The organism is Snodgrassella sp. W8158, from assembly GCF_016100435.1.
Lineage (GTDB): Bacteria > Pseudomonadota > Gammaproteobacteria > Burkholderiales > Neisseriaceae > Snodgrassella > Snodgrassella alvi.
The window spans coordinates 688,581-706,254 of sequence record NZ_JACFSM010000001.1; the positions used below are offsets into that span (position 1 = coordinate 688,581).

General features: G+C 45.2%; 11 protein-coding genes. 8 read left to right on the forward strand and 3 right to left on the reverse strand.

The window, feature by feature from the left end:
- The first annotated feature begins 134 nt into the window (after positions 1–134).
- Positions 135–2,012, forward strand: coding sequence for an AMP-binding protein (locus H3V11_RS03020; protein WP_198223566.1), 1,878 nt, complete (start codon positions 135–137; stop codon positions 2,010–2,012).
- Positions 2,013–2,074: 62 nt separating this feature from the next.
- On the opposite strand, the gene H3V11_RS03025 is transcribed toward H3V11_RS03020, so the two are convergent.
- Positions 2,075–4,174: a condensation domain-containing protein gene (locus tag H3V11_RS03025; RefSeq protein ID WP_198223567.1), complete on the reverse strand. Its 2,100-nt coding sequence runs from the start codon at positions 4,172–4,174 to the stop codon at positions 2,075–2,077.
- 430 nt (positions 4,175–4,604) lie between these two features.
- On the opposite strand from H3V11_RS03025, the gene H3V11_RS03030 reads away from it, so the two are divergent.
- From H3V11_RS03030 to H3V11_RS03050, 5 genes are all read left to right on the forward strand, one after another.
- Positions 4,605–5,546 (forward strand): ABC transporter permease, encoded by a 942-nt coding sequence (locus H3V11_RS03030; protein ID WP_198207205.1) that lies wholly within the window; start codon positions 4,605–4,607, stop codon positions 5,544–5,546.
- The gene (locus H3V11_RS03035) at positions 5,543–6,490 is read left to right on the forward strand and encodes an iron chelate uptake ABC transporter family permease subunit (protein WP_198223568.1); all 948 of its coding nucleotides are present in this window, start codon (positions 5,543–5,545) and stop codon (positions 6,488–6,490) included. The genes H3V11_RS03030 and H3V11_RS03035 overlap by 4 nt, the downstream gene beginning before the upstream one ends.
- Positions 6,487–7,263 carry an ABC transporter ATP-binding protein gene (locus H3V11_RS03040; RefSeq protein ID WP_198223569.1) on the forward strand — a complete coding sequence of 259 codons (777 nt, stop codon included), beginning with the start codon at positions 6,487–6,489 and terminating at the stop codon, positions 7,261–7,263. The genes H3V11_RS03035 and H3V11_RS03040 overlap by 4 nt, the downstream gene beginning before the upstream one ends.
- Complete coding sequence (locus H3V11_RS03045; protein WP_110414650.1) at positions 7,260–8,246, forward strand: siderophore ABC transporter substrate-binding protein; 987 nt, start codon at positions 7,260–7,262, stop codon at positions 8,244–8,246. Before H3V11_RS03040 ends, H3V11_RS03045 begins: the two co-directional genes overlap by 4 nt.
- A 112-nt stretch (positions 8,247–8,358) precedes the next feature.
- Positions 8,359–10,623 (forward strand): TonB-dependent siderophore receptor, encoded by a 2,265-nt coding sequence (locus tag H3V11_RS03050; RefSeq protein WP_198223570.1) that lies wholly within the window; start codon positions 8,359–8,361, stop codon positions 10,621–10,623.
- A gap of 57 nt (positions 10,624–10,680) precedes the next feature.
- On the opposite strand, the gene basC is transcribed toward H3V11_RS03050, so the two are convergent.
- Both basC and H3V11_RS03060 read right to left on the reverse strand, forming a co-directional pair.
- Complete coding sequence (basC, locus tag H3V11_RS03055) at positions 10,681–11,997, reverse strand: putative histamine N-monooxygenase (protein WP_198223571.1); 1,317 nt, start codon at positions 11,995–11,997, stop codon at positions 10,681–10,683.
- A gap of 61 nt (positions 11,998–12,058) precedes the next feature.
- Positions 12,059–14,923 carry a condensation domain-containing protein gene (locus tag H3V11_RS03060; RefSeq protein WP_198223572.1) on the reverse strand — a complete coding sequence of 955 codons (2,865 nt, stop codon included), beginning with the start codon at positions 14,921–14,923 and terminating at the stop codon, positions 12,059–12,061.
- Positions 14,924–15,145: 222 nt separating this feature from the next.
- Here H3V11_RS03060 and H3V11_RS03065 point away from each other — a divergent pair, with 222 nt between their 5' ends.
- Together H3V11_RS03065 and H3V11_RS03070 are read left to right on the forward strand one after the other, a co-directional pair.
- Entirely contained in the window at positions 15,146–16,759 is a 1,614-nt protein-coding gene (locus tag H3V11_RS03065) for a (2,3-dihydroxybenzoyl)adenylate synthase (RefSeq protein ID WP_198223573.1), read from the forward strand.
- Between the two features lie 32 nt (positions 16,760–16,791).
- Positions 16,792–17,667 carry an isochorismatase family protein gene (locus H3V11_RS03070; protein ID WP_198223574.1) on the forward strand — a complete coding sequence of 292 codons (876 nt, stop codon included), beginning with the start codon at positions 16,792–16,794 and terminating at the stop codon, positions 17,665–17,667.
- The last annotated feature ends 7 nt before the right edge of the window (positions 17,668–17,674 follow it).

The window sequence follows — 17,674 nt, forward strand, 5'->3', positions numbered from 1 at the left end:
ATAATTATTATTATCTTTTAAAAAAGATTAACTCTGTATAAAATGTTTTGCGGTGCGGTAATTTATTTGAAATTCTTTTTTTGTGATTACTCATTTGAGTAGCAGCCGACAACAATAAACGGGAGAAAGTTTATATGCAATCTGACAGCTCTGAATTACGGCAACAGGATAACTTTGAATCTAATCGGGATAGTTTTCAGTATCGCGGGAAATACGATGAGATAATAGCAGATGCATTCTGCTTTCTTGATTCTATCCGGCATAATCTGTTTGATTATCCGCTAGATAAAACTGCTCTGTTCTATGCTGGTGAAGCAATCAGTTACGCTCAGCTGGGTAAAAATGTGGCTCAAGTAATGGCTGCACTGCAACAAAAAAAATTACGTGCCGGTGCGGTAGTGGCAGTTTGTCTGCCTAAAAGTGCTGAGCATGTTTATGCGGTTCTGGCCTGTGCTCTGATGGGTATTATCTGGTTACCGGTTGATATGGATGCACCAGAAGCCAGACGAGATTATTTACTGTCTAATAGTCTGACGGATCTGGTGATTAGCAAAACGCCGGTAACCGGCCGGCAATATGTACTTATTGATGATGCTCTGACTGCACAAGGTTTCAATCATTCGAAATGCTGCTATCAGCTGAATACTGAAGCAGCCTATTATTTATATACTTCCGGCAGTACGGGAACGCCGAAATGTGTGGTACTGAATAATCTGGCTACTGCCAATGTACTCGGACAAACCATCAACCGGTGGCAGGCTGATCAGGATGATGTATTGATGGCTGTAACGCCCTTTCATCATGATATGTCGGTTTTTGATGTTTTTGGGGCAATGGCTCTTGGTGCTTCTCTGGTTATTCCTACTGCTGCCCAGGCCAAGGATGCAATGTCATGGGCTGAGTTACTGACAGCTTATAATATTAGTATCTGGGTAAGTGTTCCGGCTATTGTGGATATGCTGTGCAGCGTTGCCAGTAAAGAACAATTGCAGTCTTTGCGCCTGATTGCACAAGGTGGTGATTATATTAAGCCGGGTCTGATTCAGTTTTTGCGCCGGCAACTGCCACAGGCGCGTTTGTTTTCGTTAGGCGGTCCGACGGAAACAACTATCTGGAGTATATGGCATGAAATAACTGCTGAAGATATTGATGTGATTCCTTATGGTAAAGCACTGGCACATAACCGATATTATATTCTGGATGAGCAGTTACAGCCATGTGCTATTGGTGAGGTGGGACGAATGTATATGTCGGGCGTGAATCTGTCTAACGGTTATTTGCTCAATGGTCAGTTGCAAACCGGGGATTTTGTGTCTCTGGGATGTGATGAAGAAAAAATTGCTTTTCGCATGAGTGATTTGGGGTATATGCGAGATGATGGCAATATTATTTTTGCGGGACGTACTGAAGGTTATCTGAAAATAAAAGGTGTGAGGATTTCTGCGGCCGAGGTTGAGGCTGCGCTGGCTAAATCCGGCTATTTTCAGGACAGTCTGGTGGTGTGCTGTACTCACCCGGTAACACAAATGCATGAACTGGTGGCGGTGTATACGTTGCCGGCTAATCAGCCCGATGCGGATATTAATGCTTTGAAAACATGCTTGATGGCTGATTTACCGAAATCACATATTCCGACCAGATGGCTGATGATTGAAGAAATTCCGCTAACCCGTAATGTTAAAGTAGACCGTAAGCTGATACAGCAGATGGCACAGGAACGCCTGTATCAGGCTACGCTGCCACAGGCCAAAGTGACAGCGACACAAGAACAGGCTGTAACTGATGATATTCTGGCTATTTTTCGTGAATGCCTGCCCCAGACAGCAGAAAATGCTGTGAATATTTCTGCACAAACTGAAATTCTGAATACTGGTATGCGTCTGAAACAGTTAATTATGCTCTCAGACAAGCTTACACAACAGTTTGATATCCGGCTGGATACGGCTGTTTTGCTACGCTGTAAAACAATACAGGATGTGGTGAATGAGATAAGCAGGAGAATGCCTGAATAATATCTGCCGGAAATCATTAAACAAAGTACTTAAAATTTTAAGTACTTTGTTTATCTGAATCTTTATACCGATGCCTGTTTAGCCAGATCATTTAACAGCTGTTGCACTTCTGTGGCTATTCTCTCGACCAGTACAGTCGGATAACGATGTGCCTGATAGGTAATAATCATGCTCAGGCTGTACTGATTGTTAATCTGATTTTCCATAATTTCAAAGTGCAGCCCGAACATGGATTCATTGCGCTCCGGTAATATCTGCCGGTAAGGTATGGCACCTCTTGCTGTGTTTAGCTGACCATTTAAGGCATTGTTTGAATGAATGTGAATATAAACATCAAACATTAATCCTTCGTTATCAGGAATACCTAAAGCCTGCTGAATATAGTTAATCGGAATATCAGCATAATCCATGGATTCGTTGATTTGTTCACTGGTGTCTGCCAGCAATGCGGTAAAGGATTGCTGTGGGGTAAAACGGGTACGATGGGCAACCATGGTTGTGAAGTAGCCAACGGTATCAAAATAATTGGGATCAGTACGGCCGGATGCTGAGGTGCCGATGACGATTTCGTCTAAATTACCCTCTTTTTGCAGTATGGTGGCAATAGCGGTATAAAACACGCTGAATATTGAAGCATGATGAAGTTTGGCAAATGCGGAAATATGCTGATGAAAAGCAGAATCAAATCTGATTTCCAGCCATTTCACCTGCGGAGCAGTATTTTCCGGCAAGGTGATGGTGTCTGTGTTCAGGGTTAAGCCTTTTTTTGCTCCTTGTAAGCGGCTGCGCCAGTAGTCAAGATGCTGACGATTAATACCGTTTTGCTGCTGTCTGCGTGCAAATTCATGAATAGCGGGTACCGTATTTGTCCATACCGGTGCCTGTCCTTGCAGCCGTGCGGCATATGCATGGCTCAGATCAGTCATGATGGTATTTAAAGACCATTCATCTATTACCATGTGATGTACCAGAAACGATAAAACTGTGTTGCCGTTATCTGCTGTTAACAGCCGGATTCTGAGAGGCAGTTCACGAGTCAGATCAAATTTATATGCTGCTTCACCGGACAATGTTACTCCATGGCTGTCGCTAACCGCCCAGAACCATTTATACTGGTTAAGTTCGGCTACGGGAACTGTATATTGTCTGGTTTGCTGTTTATCGGTTTTAAACAGGGTACGCAAGCCGATATGGCGTATGATTAAATCATTAAATGCCTGATGCAGGATTTCTTCATTGACTGGCTGCTGAAATTCGATGGCAAACGGTAAATTGTAAATAGGGCTGAAATCAAAGGCACTGTATGCCTGCCATAGAAAATCCTGTGCCAGTGTTAATGGCGCACTCTGATCCGGCTGTACTTCGGCTGAAGATACTGCCGGCTGCTGCTGACGGGCAATTTTTGCCAGTGCGCCTGCTGTAGGCGATTTAAAAAAATCATTAAAATTCAATTTAATACCATGATTTTTTTGTAAATTACCTATCACCCGTGTTGCCAGTAGTGAATGTCCGCCAAAATCAAAAAAATCATCGTCAGCAGTCATATCGGGCTCTGCCAGTGTATTTCTGAATTCTGCCAGTATGATGTCTGGCAGCGATTCTGTATTTGCAGGCTGAGCCGGTGTTGCCGGTATATTCAGTACAGTTAAATCTAAAGGCAATAATTCGAGCTGATGCGGTGCTCCGGTATTGCTGGTGTAAGTGGCTTGAATTTCCTGAATTAAATCATCCAGAGTAAATTGCTGAGCCAGTATCGGATGTAAACGCAAAGCCAGAAAAACTTTGTTTTCTGTGCTGATTACTGTAACCAGAAAGGGGGGTGTTGTTTCCGGCTGCCATGATTGCTGCATTAGTTGCGCCAGAAGGGTAATAAGCTGTTTTTCCTGTATTTGCTCTGTTTGGATACAAGCTGAGAAATCAGCATCGGGATATTTATATAAATCTCCGTCATCGGTAAATTGATAGCGAACATTTAAGTCTGTATGGATTTCCAGTAAATGCACAATGCTTTTATGCAGTATGGTTAAATCCGGATATGGGTTTACCTGCCACACCGCTAGTTGATATTTCACCTGCTCCGGTTCCTGCAATTGCTGCATCCAGATAAATTCTTCGTGCTCATTTGCGATAGAAGGAGCAGAATCTGTATTTAATGTTAACATATTATTAATCCTCTCTTGCCGTATCAGTTATTCATGACTGTCTTCACTCATTCTGGTAATAATTATTTAACCAGTTAACTTAAATTAACATCGGAAGAGATTTGTGCTATCTGTCTGCTCTGCTTATCAGAGTCAAAATTTTTATTTTTATTAATAATACTTTACAATACATTTAAAATGATAATACAATTGATTTTCATTTTCATCAACTTTAATTGTTTCTAATTTTATTTAATGTTTTGATTTATGCCGTAAAACAGCAGCATAAGCAGCGGATCGACATAAAAAGCACTTCCTGAGGAGAATCAATGCTGAGTCTGTATCAGCTGATGCCGGAGCAAAATTTAACTTACCGGCTTACGGTTTTATATGGTGATGACTTTGTGACAACGGCTGTAATCAGTCATTGCTGTAGCAGGATATATCACTGATGTACCGTATTCTGATCAGTGTATTTATTGTTTTATGTATTGTGTCTTTGCTGGTAGGCACTGATCCGGTTTCATGGACAGGTCTGCTGTCCGGTTCTGATGCTGACTGGTTAACTGTCAAAGCCAGCCGCTTTCCCCGTCTGATTGCGATTGTGCTGACAGGTATGGGGCTTTCTATCGGTGGTGTGATTCTGCAACATATTGTCCGTAATAAATTTGTGGAGCCGGAAACAGCCGGCGGGCTGGATGCAGCCAAACTCGGCATTCTGGTTTCGCTGGTACTGCTTCCCTCTGCCGGTGTGCTGAGTAAGATGCTGGCAGCTCTGCTGTTCTGCTTTGTTGCCGGACTGATTTACATCTGGATTATTGCCAGAATCCGCTTTCAGCAGATTGTGCTGATTCCGGTAATCGGGCTGATGTATGGCTGTGTTTTAAGTGCTGCGGCTGAGTTTTATGCCTATAAAAATAATCTTTTACAAAATGTTCAGGGCTGGCTGCTGGGTGATTTCTCCCGTGTGGTGCAGGGGCATTATGAATTGCTGTATGTGCTTGTGCCGGTAATTATTCTGAGTTATGTATTTGCCAACCGGTTTACTGTAGTGGGTATGGGGCAGCAGATGGCTGCCAGTCTTGGCGTAAGCTATAAAACGACTGTAGCTATTGGATTGATGCTGGTATCAGTTACTGTTGCGGCTACGGTGATTACGGTTGGTTCTATTCCTTTTATTGGTCTGGTGATTCCGAATCTGGTGGCAATTAAATATGGTGAACATTTAGCCAGAACTTTACCCGTTGTTGCGCTGGGCGGGGCATGCCTGCTGCTGGGATGTGATATTACCGGCCGTTTGCTGATCTACCCCTTTGAAATACCTATTGGCCTTACTGCCGGTGCGGTTGGCGGCATTGTCTTTTTGCTGCTGATTTTACGGGGGCTACGATGATGAATCGCAAATTCTGGCTGCTTTGCGCCGGTATTGCCGGACTGGCGGTATTTTTTATGCTGTTTGATTCCGGTCTTGATTTTGAATATGTGCTGCCCAAGCGATTACTGCGTCTGGCTACTATTTTGCTGGCAGGTATTTGTATTGCGGTTTCGTCTGTAGTGTTTCAGACGCTGGTAACTAACAGGATTCTGACTCCGGCAATTATGGGTTATGAGGCTGTATATCTGTTCTGGCAGGTCTTGCTGCTGTTCTTTCTGGGACAAAGCAGTCTGGGGCTGCTGGGTCTGAACGGAAATTTTTTTGCTTCAGTCGGATTAATGCTGTTTTATTCGTGGCTTATTCATCATTATCTGCTGCCGCGTGCACGCCACAGTCTGTGGTTATTGCTTTTATTCGGTATGGTGCTGACCATGGTTATCACCACATTAACGCAGTTTATTGTGCTCAAAATCAGCCCGGGCGAATTTTCTGTTTTTCAAGGAATTAATTATGCATCTTTTAATAATTCCGAAACGCAGACGCTTTTATATGCTTTTGTCGCCATGCTGGCTGTAGGACTGGTGGGATATCCGTATCTGACTACTCTGGATGTGATGGCTCTGGGAGAGGAACAGTCTGTTTCGCTTGGTGTCGATTATGCCCGTTATGTGCGCTGGGGATTCGGTCTGATTGCTGTACTGGTCGCTGTTTCGACCAGTCTGGTTGGTCCGACTGCCTTTATGGGGGTATTTATTGCCAATATGGCTTATGCCTTCGCCGGCCATTATCAGCACAAACGGATTCTGTTATTTGCCAGTGCGGTAGCTATTGCGGTGTTTCTGATTGCTCAGATTCTGGTGGAGCATGTGTTTAATTATAAAACGACAGTCAGTATTTTAATTAATCTGATTTGCGGGGTGTATTTTCTGCTGCTTATTGTCCGTCATCGAGGAATGGCATGATTTCTATTCAGAATATTTCCAAAGTATATGGTCATCGGCCGGTGCTGAACAATATTAATCTGGAGCTGCCGATGCAGCAGGTGATTGCGCTGATCGGGCCCAATGGTGCAGGGAAATCCACTCTGCTGATGATTCTGGCACGACTGCTTTCGCCGACTAAAGGCAATATTCTGTTTGATAAGCAGGATATTGCCGGCTTCCGCATTGCTGATTATGCCCGTCTGGTCGCGACGCTACGGCAATCTCCTTATTTCGGTTTGCGGCTGACGGTTAAGGAGCTGGTGTCTTTTGGCCGTTTTCCCTACGGGCACGGGGTACTCTCTGCCAGAGACCATCAGGTTATGGACGAGGCAATCGATTTTCTGGGGCTCAGTGCCCTGCGTGATGCGTATATAGATGAATTAAGCGGCGGGCTGCGGCAAATGGCTTTTCTGGCGATGACTATTGCTCAGGAAACCAAGATTTTGCTGCTGGATGAACCTTTAAACAATCTGGATATGAATCATGCAGTACAAATTATGGCAGCAATCCGGCGTCTGAGTGAAGAGCAGCGGAAAACTGTCATTATGGTGGTGCATGATATTAATTTTACTGCAAATTATTCAGATTATATTGTCGCATTAAAACAGGGACAGTTAAGTTTCAGCGGTCCTGCTCAGGAAGTCATTACTGAAGAACGCCTGAGTGAACTGTATGAGCTGGATTTTGAAATTAGTCACAATAAACATGGTTATGTCTGTCAGTATTTTCAAAAGTCGAAAGGTAAAATATGAACGGGAAACTCAAAAAATGTGCTGTCAGTCTGCTGGGTCTGATTGCAGTAGCAACAATGGTGACCATATCCGGCTGTGATAAAAAGCCGGTTTCTGCGTCTTCGTCTGCGGTACAGAAGCGTAGTGAGCCGCTTATTATCAAGCATCAGCTTGGTACGACTACAATTGATCACATTCCGCAGCATGTAGCCGCAATGGATATGAATGAAGTGGACTTTCTGGATCAGTTAAATGTGCCTGTTGCCGGAATGCCCAAGGATTTTATTCCGCATTTTCTGGATAAATACAAACAGAATCATGATGATATTGCCGATTTAGGTGGCATTGTGCAGCCGAATATGGAACGTATCCATACTCTGAAACCTGATTTGATTTTAATGACTCCGATTCAGAAAGACCATTATCAGGAACTGACGCAGATTGCACCTACGCTCTATTATGAAATCAACTTCAATAACAGCGAACACGGGCATCTGGATACCATTAAAAATCATCTGCTGACTCTGGGTAAAATTTTTAACCGTGAAGATTTAGCCCGCACCAAGGTTGCGGAGCTGGATACGGAAGTCAGTAAAGTTCGTGCCGTGACTAAAGACCGGCCGGAAAAAGCGCTGGTAGTACTCTATAACAATGGCTCTTTCAGTAATTATGGGGTGGATTCACGCTATGGCTTCGTTTTCAGTGATCTGGGTGTCAAACCGGCCAGTAATGATCTCAGCACCAGCCTGCACGGACAGCCGATTTCCAGTGAATTTATTAAACGGGCTGATCCGGACATTCTGTACATTATTGACCGTACCTCAGTTATGGAGCATCAGCCGGTGATTAGCGCTGCACAGGTAACTAATCCGTTATTACGCGCTACCAAAGCATGGAAAAACAACCGGGTAGTCTTTGTGGATGCCGATGCATGGTATACCACCGGAGCCAGCCCTACTTCGATGCGACTGCTTATGCAGGATGTGATGAAAGGCTATCAATAACTTTGTTTTAATTACAGCAGAATAATAAGCTGTATAAATAAGAAAACCAGACCCTACCAATAAATCCATCCGTTAAATGTATTGCGTGAGTTTAGTTAACAAGGAGAAATCTATGGGTAAACACGCACATCACCGCAGGCAAGAGGCTTTGCCTGCGGTCAGACACCGAAGCAAAAATTTTCTGCATCCGTTCACTTCCTCACCCAAAGCGCTGATATTGAGTATTGCCAGCGCCATGCTGCTTTACACTCCGGTTATATATGCGAAACCGGCTGATGATAAAGCCAAACCTGCAGTGAAAAAAACAGCTACCGAGAATACTCAATCCACTGGTGAAGCTGTTCTGGCTGATGTGGTGGTGGAAGCAGGCGGAAAAACAACTTACTCCGGCGGTTTTGTGGCTAAAGACAGCCGTCTTGGTTTTCTTGGCAATAAAACTGCGATGGAAACGCCATTTAATACCGTTAGCTATACCAATAAATTCGTTGAGGATTCTCAGGCAAGAAATGTCACTGATGTCATTGCCGCTACCGACCCTTCAGTATTTACCAATGGTGCTATCGGCGGCTGGAGTGAAAATTACTATATCCGCGGCTTTCAGTCTGACACCAACGATATGTCGATGAACGGTTTATTTGGTATTGCCCCCTATTACCGCACACCGCCGGCAATGTTTTCACGCATTGAGGTATTGAAAGGACCATCCGCACTGTTAAACGGTATGCCGCCTGCCGGTTCTGTTGCCGGCACGGTTAATCTGGTATCCAAGCGCGCAGGTAATGAACCATTGCTGCGGATAACGCCTACCTATATGTCTGATTCACAATGGGGCGGCACCATTGATGCCAGCCGCCGGTTCGGACAGAACAAACAGTTCGGGATCCGGGTTAACGGGGTTTATCAGGATGGCTCCGGCCCTGTAAGAAAACAGGACTTGAAAACCCAGCTCGGTTCAGTCGGGTTGGACTGGCGCGGCAACCGTGCACGGGTTTCTGCCGATATCTATATGGCCAATGACAAAGTGGACGGAGTAGTTCGCGGTATTAATCTGGGTAAAAATGTAAAGGTACCCACTCCGCCGAATCCGAAAACACTGATTAACCCCGACTGGTCATATGTCAGCAATAAAGACCGCGGAGCCATGATGCGCGGTGAATTTGATATTACAAACAATATTACTGCTTATGCGGCTTTCGGGCGCAGTAAAACCAATTATAAATACAATGGTGCTACTTCAGCCAATTTACTGGATAACAAAGGCACCATTCAGACCATAATGGCGCAGCTGGCATTTGATCTGGACAAGAAATCAGCAGATGTGGGCTTTAAAGGTCAGTTTGATACTGGTCCGGTAAATCATCAATGGGTAGTTAATACTACTTACTACAAGCATAATCAGCATGATTTTGGTGTCAGAAGTATTCCATGGGCTACATGGATAACCAATATGTATGATCCGACATGGGGTAAGTCTGTACCCTTTGATGTTCCGCCAATTTCCAGAAGCTCACTGCAGCTCAGAAGCTATGGGATGGCCGATATTATGTCGTTCATGGATGATAAACTGCAGCTGACTTTAGGTCTGCGCTATCAGGAAGTCAAAAGTGATAATCTGAGCCTGATGGGTAAACCTGTTTTAACTGAATACAAAAAACACGCATTGACTCCGGGCGTGGCTATTCTGTTTAAAGCCACAGATCATGTATCACTTTACGGCAATTATATTGAGGGTTTGACCAAGGGTAATTCAGCCCCCATTACAGCAGCTAATTATCCCAAGGTGTTTGCTCCGTATAAAACCAAGCAGACTGAGCTGGGAGTAAAATGGGATTACGGCAATCTGGTTAATTCTTTAAGCATATTTGAAATTAAAAAACCCAATAGTTATACTGATCTGAGAACCAATGAGTTTACATCCGGCGGTCAGCAGCGCAACCGCGGTATTGAATGGACGTTTATAGCCTCGCCGATTGAGACAGTACGTCTGATAGGCGGTGCCAGCTACATTAAACCGGAGCTGACTAAACTGGCAAATCATGCCAATGAAGGAAATATCGCTACGGGTGTGGCTAAAGTACAGGGTAAGCTGGGTGCGGAGTGGGATATTAAAGCCGCAGCCGGCATTGTTACTCTTTCTGCCAATGCTACGGCTGTATCCAAACAATATCTGAATCAGGAAAACAGTTTATCGGTACCCGGCCATACTGTATTTGATATTGGTGCCCGCTACAATGCCAAAGTATCCGGCCATCCGTTTACGTTGCGCGCAGAAGTGAAGAACGTAACCAACAAAGCATATTGGGGCATGCCGCGCCTGTCCAATCTGTCTTTAGGTGCACCGAGAACTTTCCTTTTATCCGGTTCGTATGATTTTTAAAAAATTTCCGGCCTGTTAAAAAATCGCCCTTTCGGGCGATTTTTTATAAGCAGCAGTTTATTGCGGTAACCCATATTGCTGAAAGGCCGAGTATTCCGGTACCCGGTAATATTGCCTGCCCAGAAGCTGATTAATAATCACACCATTTCTGGTTGCGCCCATACCCAGATCAGGGGAACCAACCCCCTGCTTGGCGATTTCGGCATTCTGAATAAAAATCCGCCCTTTACCGCTATCACAGCGTACAGCGGTAAAGTCTTCATTAACCAGATAGTCATTGCGCTCATCAGTTTGCAGAACACTGCCTTTCAGCTCTTCAAACCATTGCGGCCACTGATGATGGTAGCCGGTGGCTGCCATAATTGCATCTGTCTGAATGGTTTGTTGCTGATTAAGCTGGGTATGCAGACAGGTCATATTAATTACGCCGGAAGGCAGTATTTCTACCGACTGCACGTCACAATTAGAAAACAGTGTCAGCCCTGCCGGTGCACCGGCAATGGTTCGTTCGTACAATAAATCATAAATATCGCCAATGGTGGCAAAGCTGATCCCTTTATAAAGCTGCCCCTGACCGGCACTGACTTCACGCCGTTTCTGCGGTGTCAGTGTCTGGAAATAATGCATATATACCGGAGTAAAGCACTCCTGCCCCAGTTTGGAAAACTCCATCGGATGAAAACCGGCAGAACGGGTAATCCAGCGGATTGACGCGCCTGCCCGGATTTGTTCCGGCTGTAATGCGCGATAAAGGGCCAGCACACATTCAGCAGCACTTTGCCCTGCCCCGACCACGGTAACCTGTTTACATTCCTGCAATTGTTTCTGCATATAGGTAAATTGCGCTGAATGCTGTATCAGCGGGTGGCTGGTGTTTTTCAGCCACTCAGGATGGTAAGGTTGGGTACCCACACCGACAGCAATATCTTTACTGGAAAAAATCTGTCTGTCTCCGGCTGCAGATTCACTTTCGAGAATAAATCTTTCCTGACGATAATCATAACTTACTGTCTTGACACAGGCATCGAAATGACAGGATGGCAACTGGCGTACTGCCCAGCGGCAATAATCATCATATTCCTGACGCGGAATCAGAAAACGGTCATAGTAATAAAACTGATACAGACGCCCCTGCTGACACAGGTAATTAAGATAACTTAAGGGATGACACGGATCAGCCATGGTAACCAGATCAGCCAGAAAAGGTACCTGCAATGTGGTACCAGGCAATAATAAGCCGGCATGCCAGTGAAAAGTAGGCGTTTTATCCAGAAATACAGCATTGACTTCTGAATGACCAGATAATAATGCCGCCAGCCCCAGATTAAAAGGACCAATCCCAATACCTGCCAAATCCGTTTGCTTTATATCCATGTTTATTCCGTCCCTATGTACAAAAAGTTAAATATTTAAATATTTACAACATGTAATGCTTTTATACTGAATCCATTTCTGCCCGGATCAGTTGTTCTACTTCCTTCATATTGCGGCAGCCGATTAACTGGCGCGGATTCAGAGTCAGTCTGAAACTGTGATTTATCCGGCTGGTAATTTCTTTTACATGCGCAGGGCGTAATCCGAGCTGGCTGAATGGCCGGGTATGTTCAATAACTATTGTTTGTTCGATATTCAGCGTATCGCGGTAAATATGTTCTAATTGTTCTCTTTGGCGGATAACTGCATCAGCACACTGCCCATTCGGATTGATTGTGATACTGGATAATGTCTGATTTAATACAGAATCAATATTTTCCAGACCCTGATCAGCCAGTTGCTGACAGACGCTGACCAGAACTGCGAGAAAATCGTGAATGATGGCTGCATCAATGGCAGCCTGTGCAAAATCAATATTAAACAGCAATGCACCGTCATCACTGAGCATGAAGCGAATATCTATCGCTACCTGTGGTGTCTGAGTTAGCCCGTTAACATAATGAACTGCGCTACCCGCCAGTAATACCGGCCACGATAATCCATTAGTAATAACGATTGGTAAAACCGGTGCTTCGCCATGCTGCTCAAATAGTAATCTTGCCAAGTCCACACCGGAAAAGGCCAGATGCTGCAAACCGTCCAGCATATCCTTTTGTAACTTAGCCGCCTGTTCGATAAATCCGGTTGCAGATGACCAGCAGACCACAACAAAAGTGGATTGATTGGAGAATTCACCCTCATACAGCGGCAAAACCGGTACCGCTGCCGACAGCAGGCCGGGTGTCTGCTGCCAGCGATTTAATACCGCCAGAATCAACGCCATCAATAAGGAATTTTTAAAGAGTCCCTGTCGTAAACCTGACTGACATAATTTATCGAATATCTGTGCAGGCAATACGGCACTTTGTCGCTGATAGGGTGAGGTTTCCAGTGTCGCTAAAGGTTGTTTCCAGGGTAATTGCGGAATGCTCGTAACAGACTGCAACTGTGCCTGCCAGTAGGCAAGTGCTGTGTTATAAGTCTGACTATCCGGTTGCTGCCTGTTTTCAGACAGCAGTGGCGCCTCTTTCAGCTCCGTATCCGTGAATAACTCACACATCAGCGCTGCAATAGAGCGTCCGTCGAGAATCAGCGCATCAAAGCGCGCAAAGACAATAAACTGTTGTGCGGATAACTGAAAAAGTGTGATATCCCACGGCGATTCCTGTAAATCAAATATTTCCTGCTGATAACGCCGGCGAAAACTGTCAATTTTTTCGGTAGCTGCTGCCGACTCTTCTCCACACAGATTGATTTCAGTTAAATTAATAATTACCTGCGGATTTACCCACTGTACACAACGCCTGACATCAATACAGGTTCTTAAGCTGGCATGATGCTGTACCATATCAGCCAGACGCTGCCTGAATGCGGGTAAATCCAGGGTTCCGGCATATTCGCGAAATTCCTGCATCGCCACACCGCCAAGCGCAAAAGCAGTACTTCGGCCGGACAAATAGGATTTTTGCAGAGAGTTTAAAGGGGTGGCTTTTTCATCAGGTTCCGTAATATTCAGGTACTGATTCAATTCAGTTAACGGGCGTGAAAAATATTCCGGCTTCGTAATCAATGTATTCAGCAGAGTCAGAAAACGTTCAAACAGTCCGTTTACCCATGTATCGGCTAATGCATCCAGACGAATATCCCAGTTAATGAGTAAATCATTATTTAGCTGCACAAACTGTGCATCCAGTGCCACCTGCGGCCCCTGTGAAATACACCAGTCCATACTGCCAAAATATTTATGTACCCTGGATGAGAACAGATTTTTTTCAGGTAAATCGACTGCGGCAGTAAATACTACCGGTGCGATTTGCGGCGTAGCATGATAACGCGACAAACGCCGCATTACATTGACACCACTGAATTGCCGGTGATCCAGACATTGCCGCCATTCAGTCGCCAGACGCCGGCAAAAAGTTTCCAGATCAGGCGTTTCAGTCATATCAACATTTAACAGCACCAGATCAGCAAAATCACCAATGGTTCGGTCAATATGAGGCAAAAGCGGTTCCCGCCAGAAAAACGGCACATTAAGCCGGTAAGCACGATCATGGGTGACCTTGCCCAATGTATAGGCAAACAACCCCAGTATCAGAGCAGAAAAGGTTAACCGCTGCTGACGGGCAAACCGGCGTAACAGCAATGCCTGCTCTGCACCGATAATTGCACTTAAGCGTGTGCTCTGTGCGCCGGCCGGGGTTGGTTGCTTTAAAGGTAAAGCAGGCGCAGGTGCGATAGTATCCATGCGTGACAGCCACCACTGGCGGGCACGCTGTTGCTGCTGGCGTTGGTACAGATCCTGCTGAATCCTGTTGCGCCAGTCATAAAAAGATGGCGGTGAAGGCAGACAGACGGTACTGTCTGCGTAAAACTGAGCCAGATCCTCCATCAGAATCCGGAAGCTGGAAGGATCAACGGCAATCATATCGGCATCTATATGCAGGCGGAAAACCTGATTACCCAGAAGGCTGACAGAAAAACGCACTGTCTGTCCTTCATCCAGACTGAGTTGCTGATGTGTCCATTGCCTGCGCTTGTCTTCAAGTTTCTGTTGCTGCTGCGCCTCGGATAAATGTAAAAAATTATCTATTTCCAATACATTTTGCGGCAGCGTATCTCTGATTCTTACTTCACCTTCGGCATTCAGTTGCAAACGTAACAGTTCATGCCGCCGGTACAGACATTCAATTGCCTGTCTGAGTTTGTCTGAATCCAGCTGAGTGCCATTGAATTCGGTATACAGATGCGCAGCTACACCACCGAGCATGGCGTCATGCACACGCCCAAACCAGCATGCAGACTGCATTGGAGTAAGTTCACACATTATTTCTTTACTCTGTTGACAAATTTACGATTTTTGACGATGATACAGTTAAATGAAAATGATTACTAGTTTCATTTAACTAAAACTTATCACTACAGCAAACCGTAATTAGCAACCCTGAACAGACCATCAGAAAAATGTTGGATGATTCAATTTGTTTTGATTAATCAATATTTTTTGTCTGATTCAGCTGGTTCAACAGATAGAAAAAAGGCTGATAAGATGATTAGCTATACACACTGGCCTGAAGATTTAGCCCGGAAATACCGCCAGAAAGGTTACTGGCTGGATCAGCCGTTAAGCCGCGTTCTGACACAAACTGCCAGACAGTTTCCGCAGTCAACTGCCATTATCTGTGGTGAACGGCATTTCAGTTATGCGCAGTTAAATCAGCTTTCCGATAATCTGGCAGCCCGACTGAGCGCACAGGGCTTTGGCATAGGTGATACTGCACTGGTGCAACTACCTAATATTGCCGAATTTTATATTGTCTTTTTTGCTCTGCTGAAAGCCGGTATTGTGCCTTTGAATGCACTGTTTAATCATCGTCAGCATGAATTAAAGAGTTTTTTCAGCCAGATTAAACCCCGGCTGCTGGTGGCTTCACGCCATCATGAAGTATTCAGCGGAAATGATTTTCTGACTGAACTGACTGCTTTACAGCTGGCGCCGGCTTTAACTCTAATGCTCAATGCCTTTGCTGATGATGAAAGCCTGCCAGACTGGTATACCACTACGCATTCTGATATCAGCCATTATGCTGCTACGCCGGCAGATGAAGTGGCTTTTTTCCAGCTTTCCGGCGGCAGTACCGGTACGCCGAAACTCATTCCGCGTACGCACAATGATTATGATTACAGCGTGCGTGCCAGCGCCGAAATCTGCGCTCTGAATCAGCATACCCGATTACTCTGTGCCATGCCGGCAGCACATAATTATATGCTGAGCTCACCCGGCGCTCTGGGTGTATTTCATGCCGGCGGTTGTGTGGTAATGGCGGCAAGCCCTGAACCGCTGAGTTGTTTCAGCCTGATTGAACAGCATCAGGTGACCATGGCTTCACTTGTACCCAGTGCCGTATCTATGTGGTTACAGCAGGCACCTGAGCAACTGGAAAAGCTGCACTCACTACAATTAATTCAGGTAGGCGGTGCCAGTTTCCCGGAATCAGTGGCACGACAGGTATTAAATGTTTTCGGCTGTCAGTTGCAGCAAGTATTCGGGATGGCGGAAGGACTGGTGAACTATACGCGGCTGGATGACAGCGAAGAGCTTATTGTCACCACTCAGGGGCGTCCTATCAGCCCGGATGATGAAGTAAAAGTGGTGGATGAAAACGGTGAAGAAGTGCCTGCCGGAGAAACAGGTATGCTGAAAACACGCGGTCCCTATACCTTTCGCGGTTACTACCAGAGCCCTGAGCACAATGCACAGGCTTTCGATACAGAAGGTTTTTATTATTCAGGTGATTTGGTACAGCGTAACAGCAACGGATATTTGAAAGTGGTGGGACGGGTTAAAGATCAGATTAACCGCGGTGGCGAAAAAATTGCTGCTGAAGAAATTGAAAAACTGATGATTACCCATCCTGATGTTACCGAAGCCGCACTGGTGGCTATTACGGATGAACGTTTTGGTGAAAAGAGCTGTGCATTTATTGTGTCACAGAATCAGCACTTAACTGCTCTGAGCCTGAAACGCCATCTGCTCAATCTGGGTATTGCTCATTACAAACTGCCTGATCAGGTATGCATTATTGATAGCCTGCCGCTTACTGCCGTCGGCAAAACCGATAAAAAACGCTTACGTGAAACCTTTCAGCAAAATCCTGCCTGAAATAATTATCAGAATGAGAAACGAGAGACAGCATGACTATCAAACAAATCGCTGATTATCCGATGCCTGTTCTGGCACAAATCCCGCAAAATAAAACCGACTGGGAAGCTGATGCTGCGCGCTCTGTATTATTAATTCATGACATGCAGAATTATTTTCTGAATTTTTATCAGCAGGACAGCACACTCATCCGGACAATGATAAAGAATCTGCAAAGTTTGCGCAGCCGGGCGGCTCAGCAACAGATTCCCGTGGTGTATACCGCCCAGCCGCATCAGCAGCATCCTCAGCAACGGGCGCTGCTGAATGATATGTGGGGTACGGGTATTACTACCGCACCTGTTGAAGAGCAGAAAATAGTTGATGCTCTGACACCACGTCCGGAAGATACCATACTGACCAAATGGCGTTATAGCGCTTTTCAGCGTTCAGATTTACTGGCACACATGCATAACTGGCAGCGTGATCAGCTGATTATCGGTGGTGTTTATGCGCATATCGGCTGTATGCTTACCGCTGCCGAAGCATTTATGCAGGATATTCAGGTATTTTTTGTAGCTGATGCATTGGCTGACTTCTCAGCGGAGCAACACCAGCAAGCACTGAATTATGTTGCCGGCTGTTGCGGGCAGGTCACCACTACAGAGGCATTGTTGCCGTCAACAAATAGTCTTACTCGTGCATGGCTGACACAAAAAGTTCAGACATTACTGGAAATACCGGAAGAAACCATTAACCCCGAAGAAAACCTGATTCTCTACGGTCTGGATTCTTTACGCATTATGCAGTTTGCCGCTGAACTGAAACAGTATGACATCAATATTGGCTATGATGTACTGGGTCAGCAGCCTTCACTAAACAACTGGTGGCAACTCATTGAAAAACAAAATAAAACTGTTTCAGCCTAGAATTGGC

What these genes read in the sequence shown, in the direction of transcription:
- H3V11_RS03020 (WP_198223566.1), top strand. Translation starts at nt 135, where the DNA reads ATGCAATCTGACAGCTCTGAATTACGGCAACAGGATAACTTTGAATCT.
- H3V11_RS03025 (WP_198223567.1), bottom strand. Translation starts at nt 4,174, where the DNA reads ATGTTAACATTAAATACAGATTCTGCTCCTTCTATCGCAAATGAGCAC.
- H3V11_RS03030 (WP_198207205.1), top strand. Translation starts at nt 4,605, where the DNA reads ATGTACCGTATTCTGATCAGTGTATTTATTGTTTTATGTATTGTGTCT.
- H3V11_RS03035 (WP_198223568.1), top strand. Translation starts at nt 5,543, where the DNA reads ATGATGAATCGCAAATTCTGGCTGCTTTGCGCCGGTATTGCCGGACTG.
- H3V11_RS03040 (WP_198223569.1), top strand. Translation starts at nt 6,487, where the DNA reads ATGATTTCTATTCAGAATATTTCCAAAGTATATGGTCATCGGCCGGTG.
- H3V11_RS03045 (WP_110414650.1), top strand. Translation starts at nt 7,260, where the DNA reads ATGAACGGGAAACTCAAAAAATGTGCTGTCAGTCTGCTGGGTCTGATT.
- H3V11_RS03050 (WP_198223570.1), top strand. Translation starts at nt 8,359, where the DNA reads ATGGGTAAACACGCACATCACCGCAGGCAAGAGGCTTTGCCTGCGGTC.
- basC (WP_198223571.1), bottom strand. Translation starts at nt 11,997, where the DNA reads ATGGATATAAAGCAAACGGATTTGGCAGGTATTGGGATTGGTCCTTTT.
- H3V11_RS03060 (WP_198223572.1), bottom strand. Translation starts at nt 14,923, where the DNA reads ATGTGTGAACTTACTCCAATGCAGTCTGCATGCTGGTTTGGGCGTGTG.
- H3V11_RS03065 (WP_198223573.1), top strand. Translation starts at nt 15,146, where the DNA reads ATGATTAGCTATACACACTGGCCTGAAGATTTAGCCCGGAAATACCGC.
- H3V11_RS03070 (WP_198223574.1), top strand. Translation starts at nt 16,792, where the DNA reads ATGACTATCAAACAAATCGCTGATTATCCGATGCCTGTTCTGGCACAA.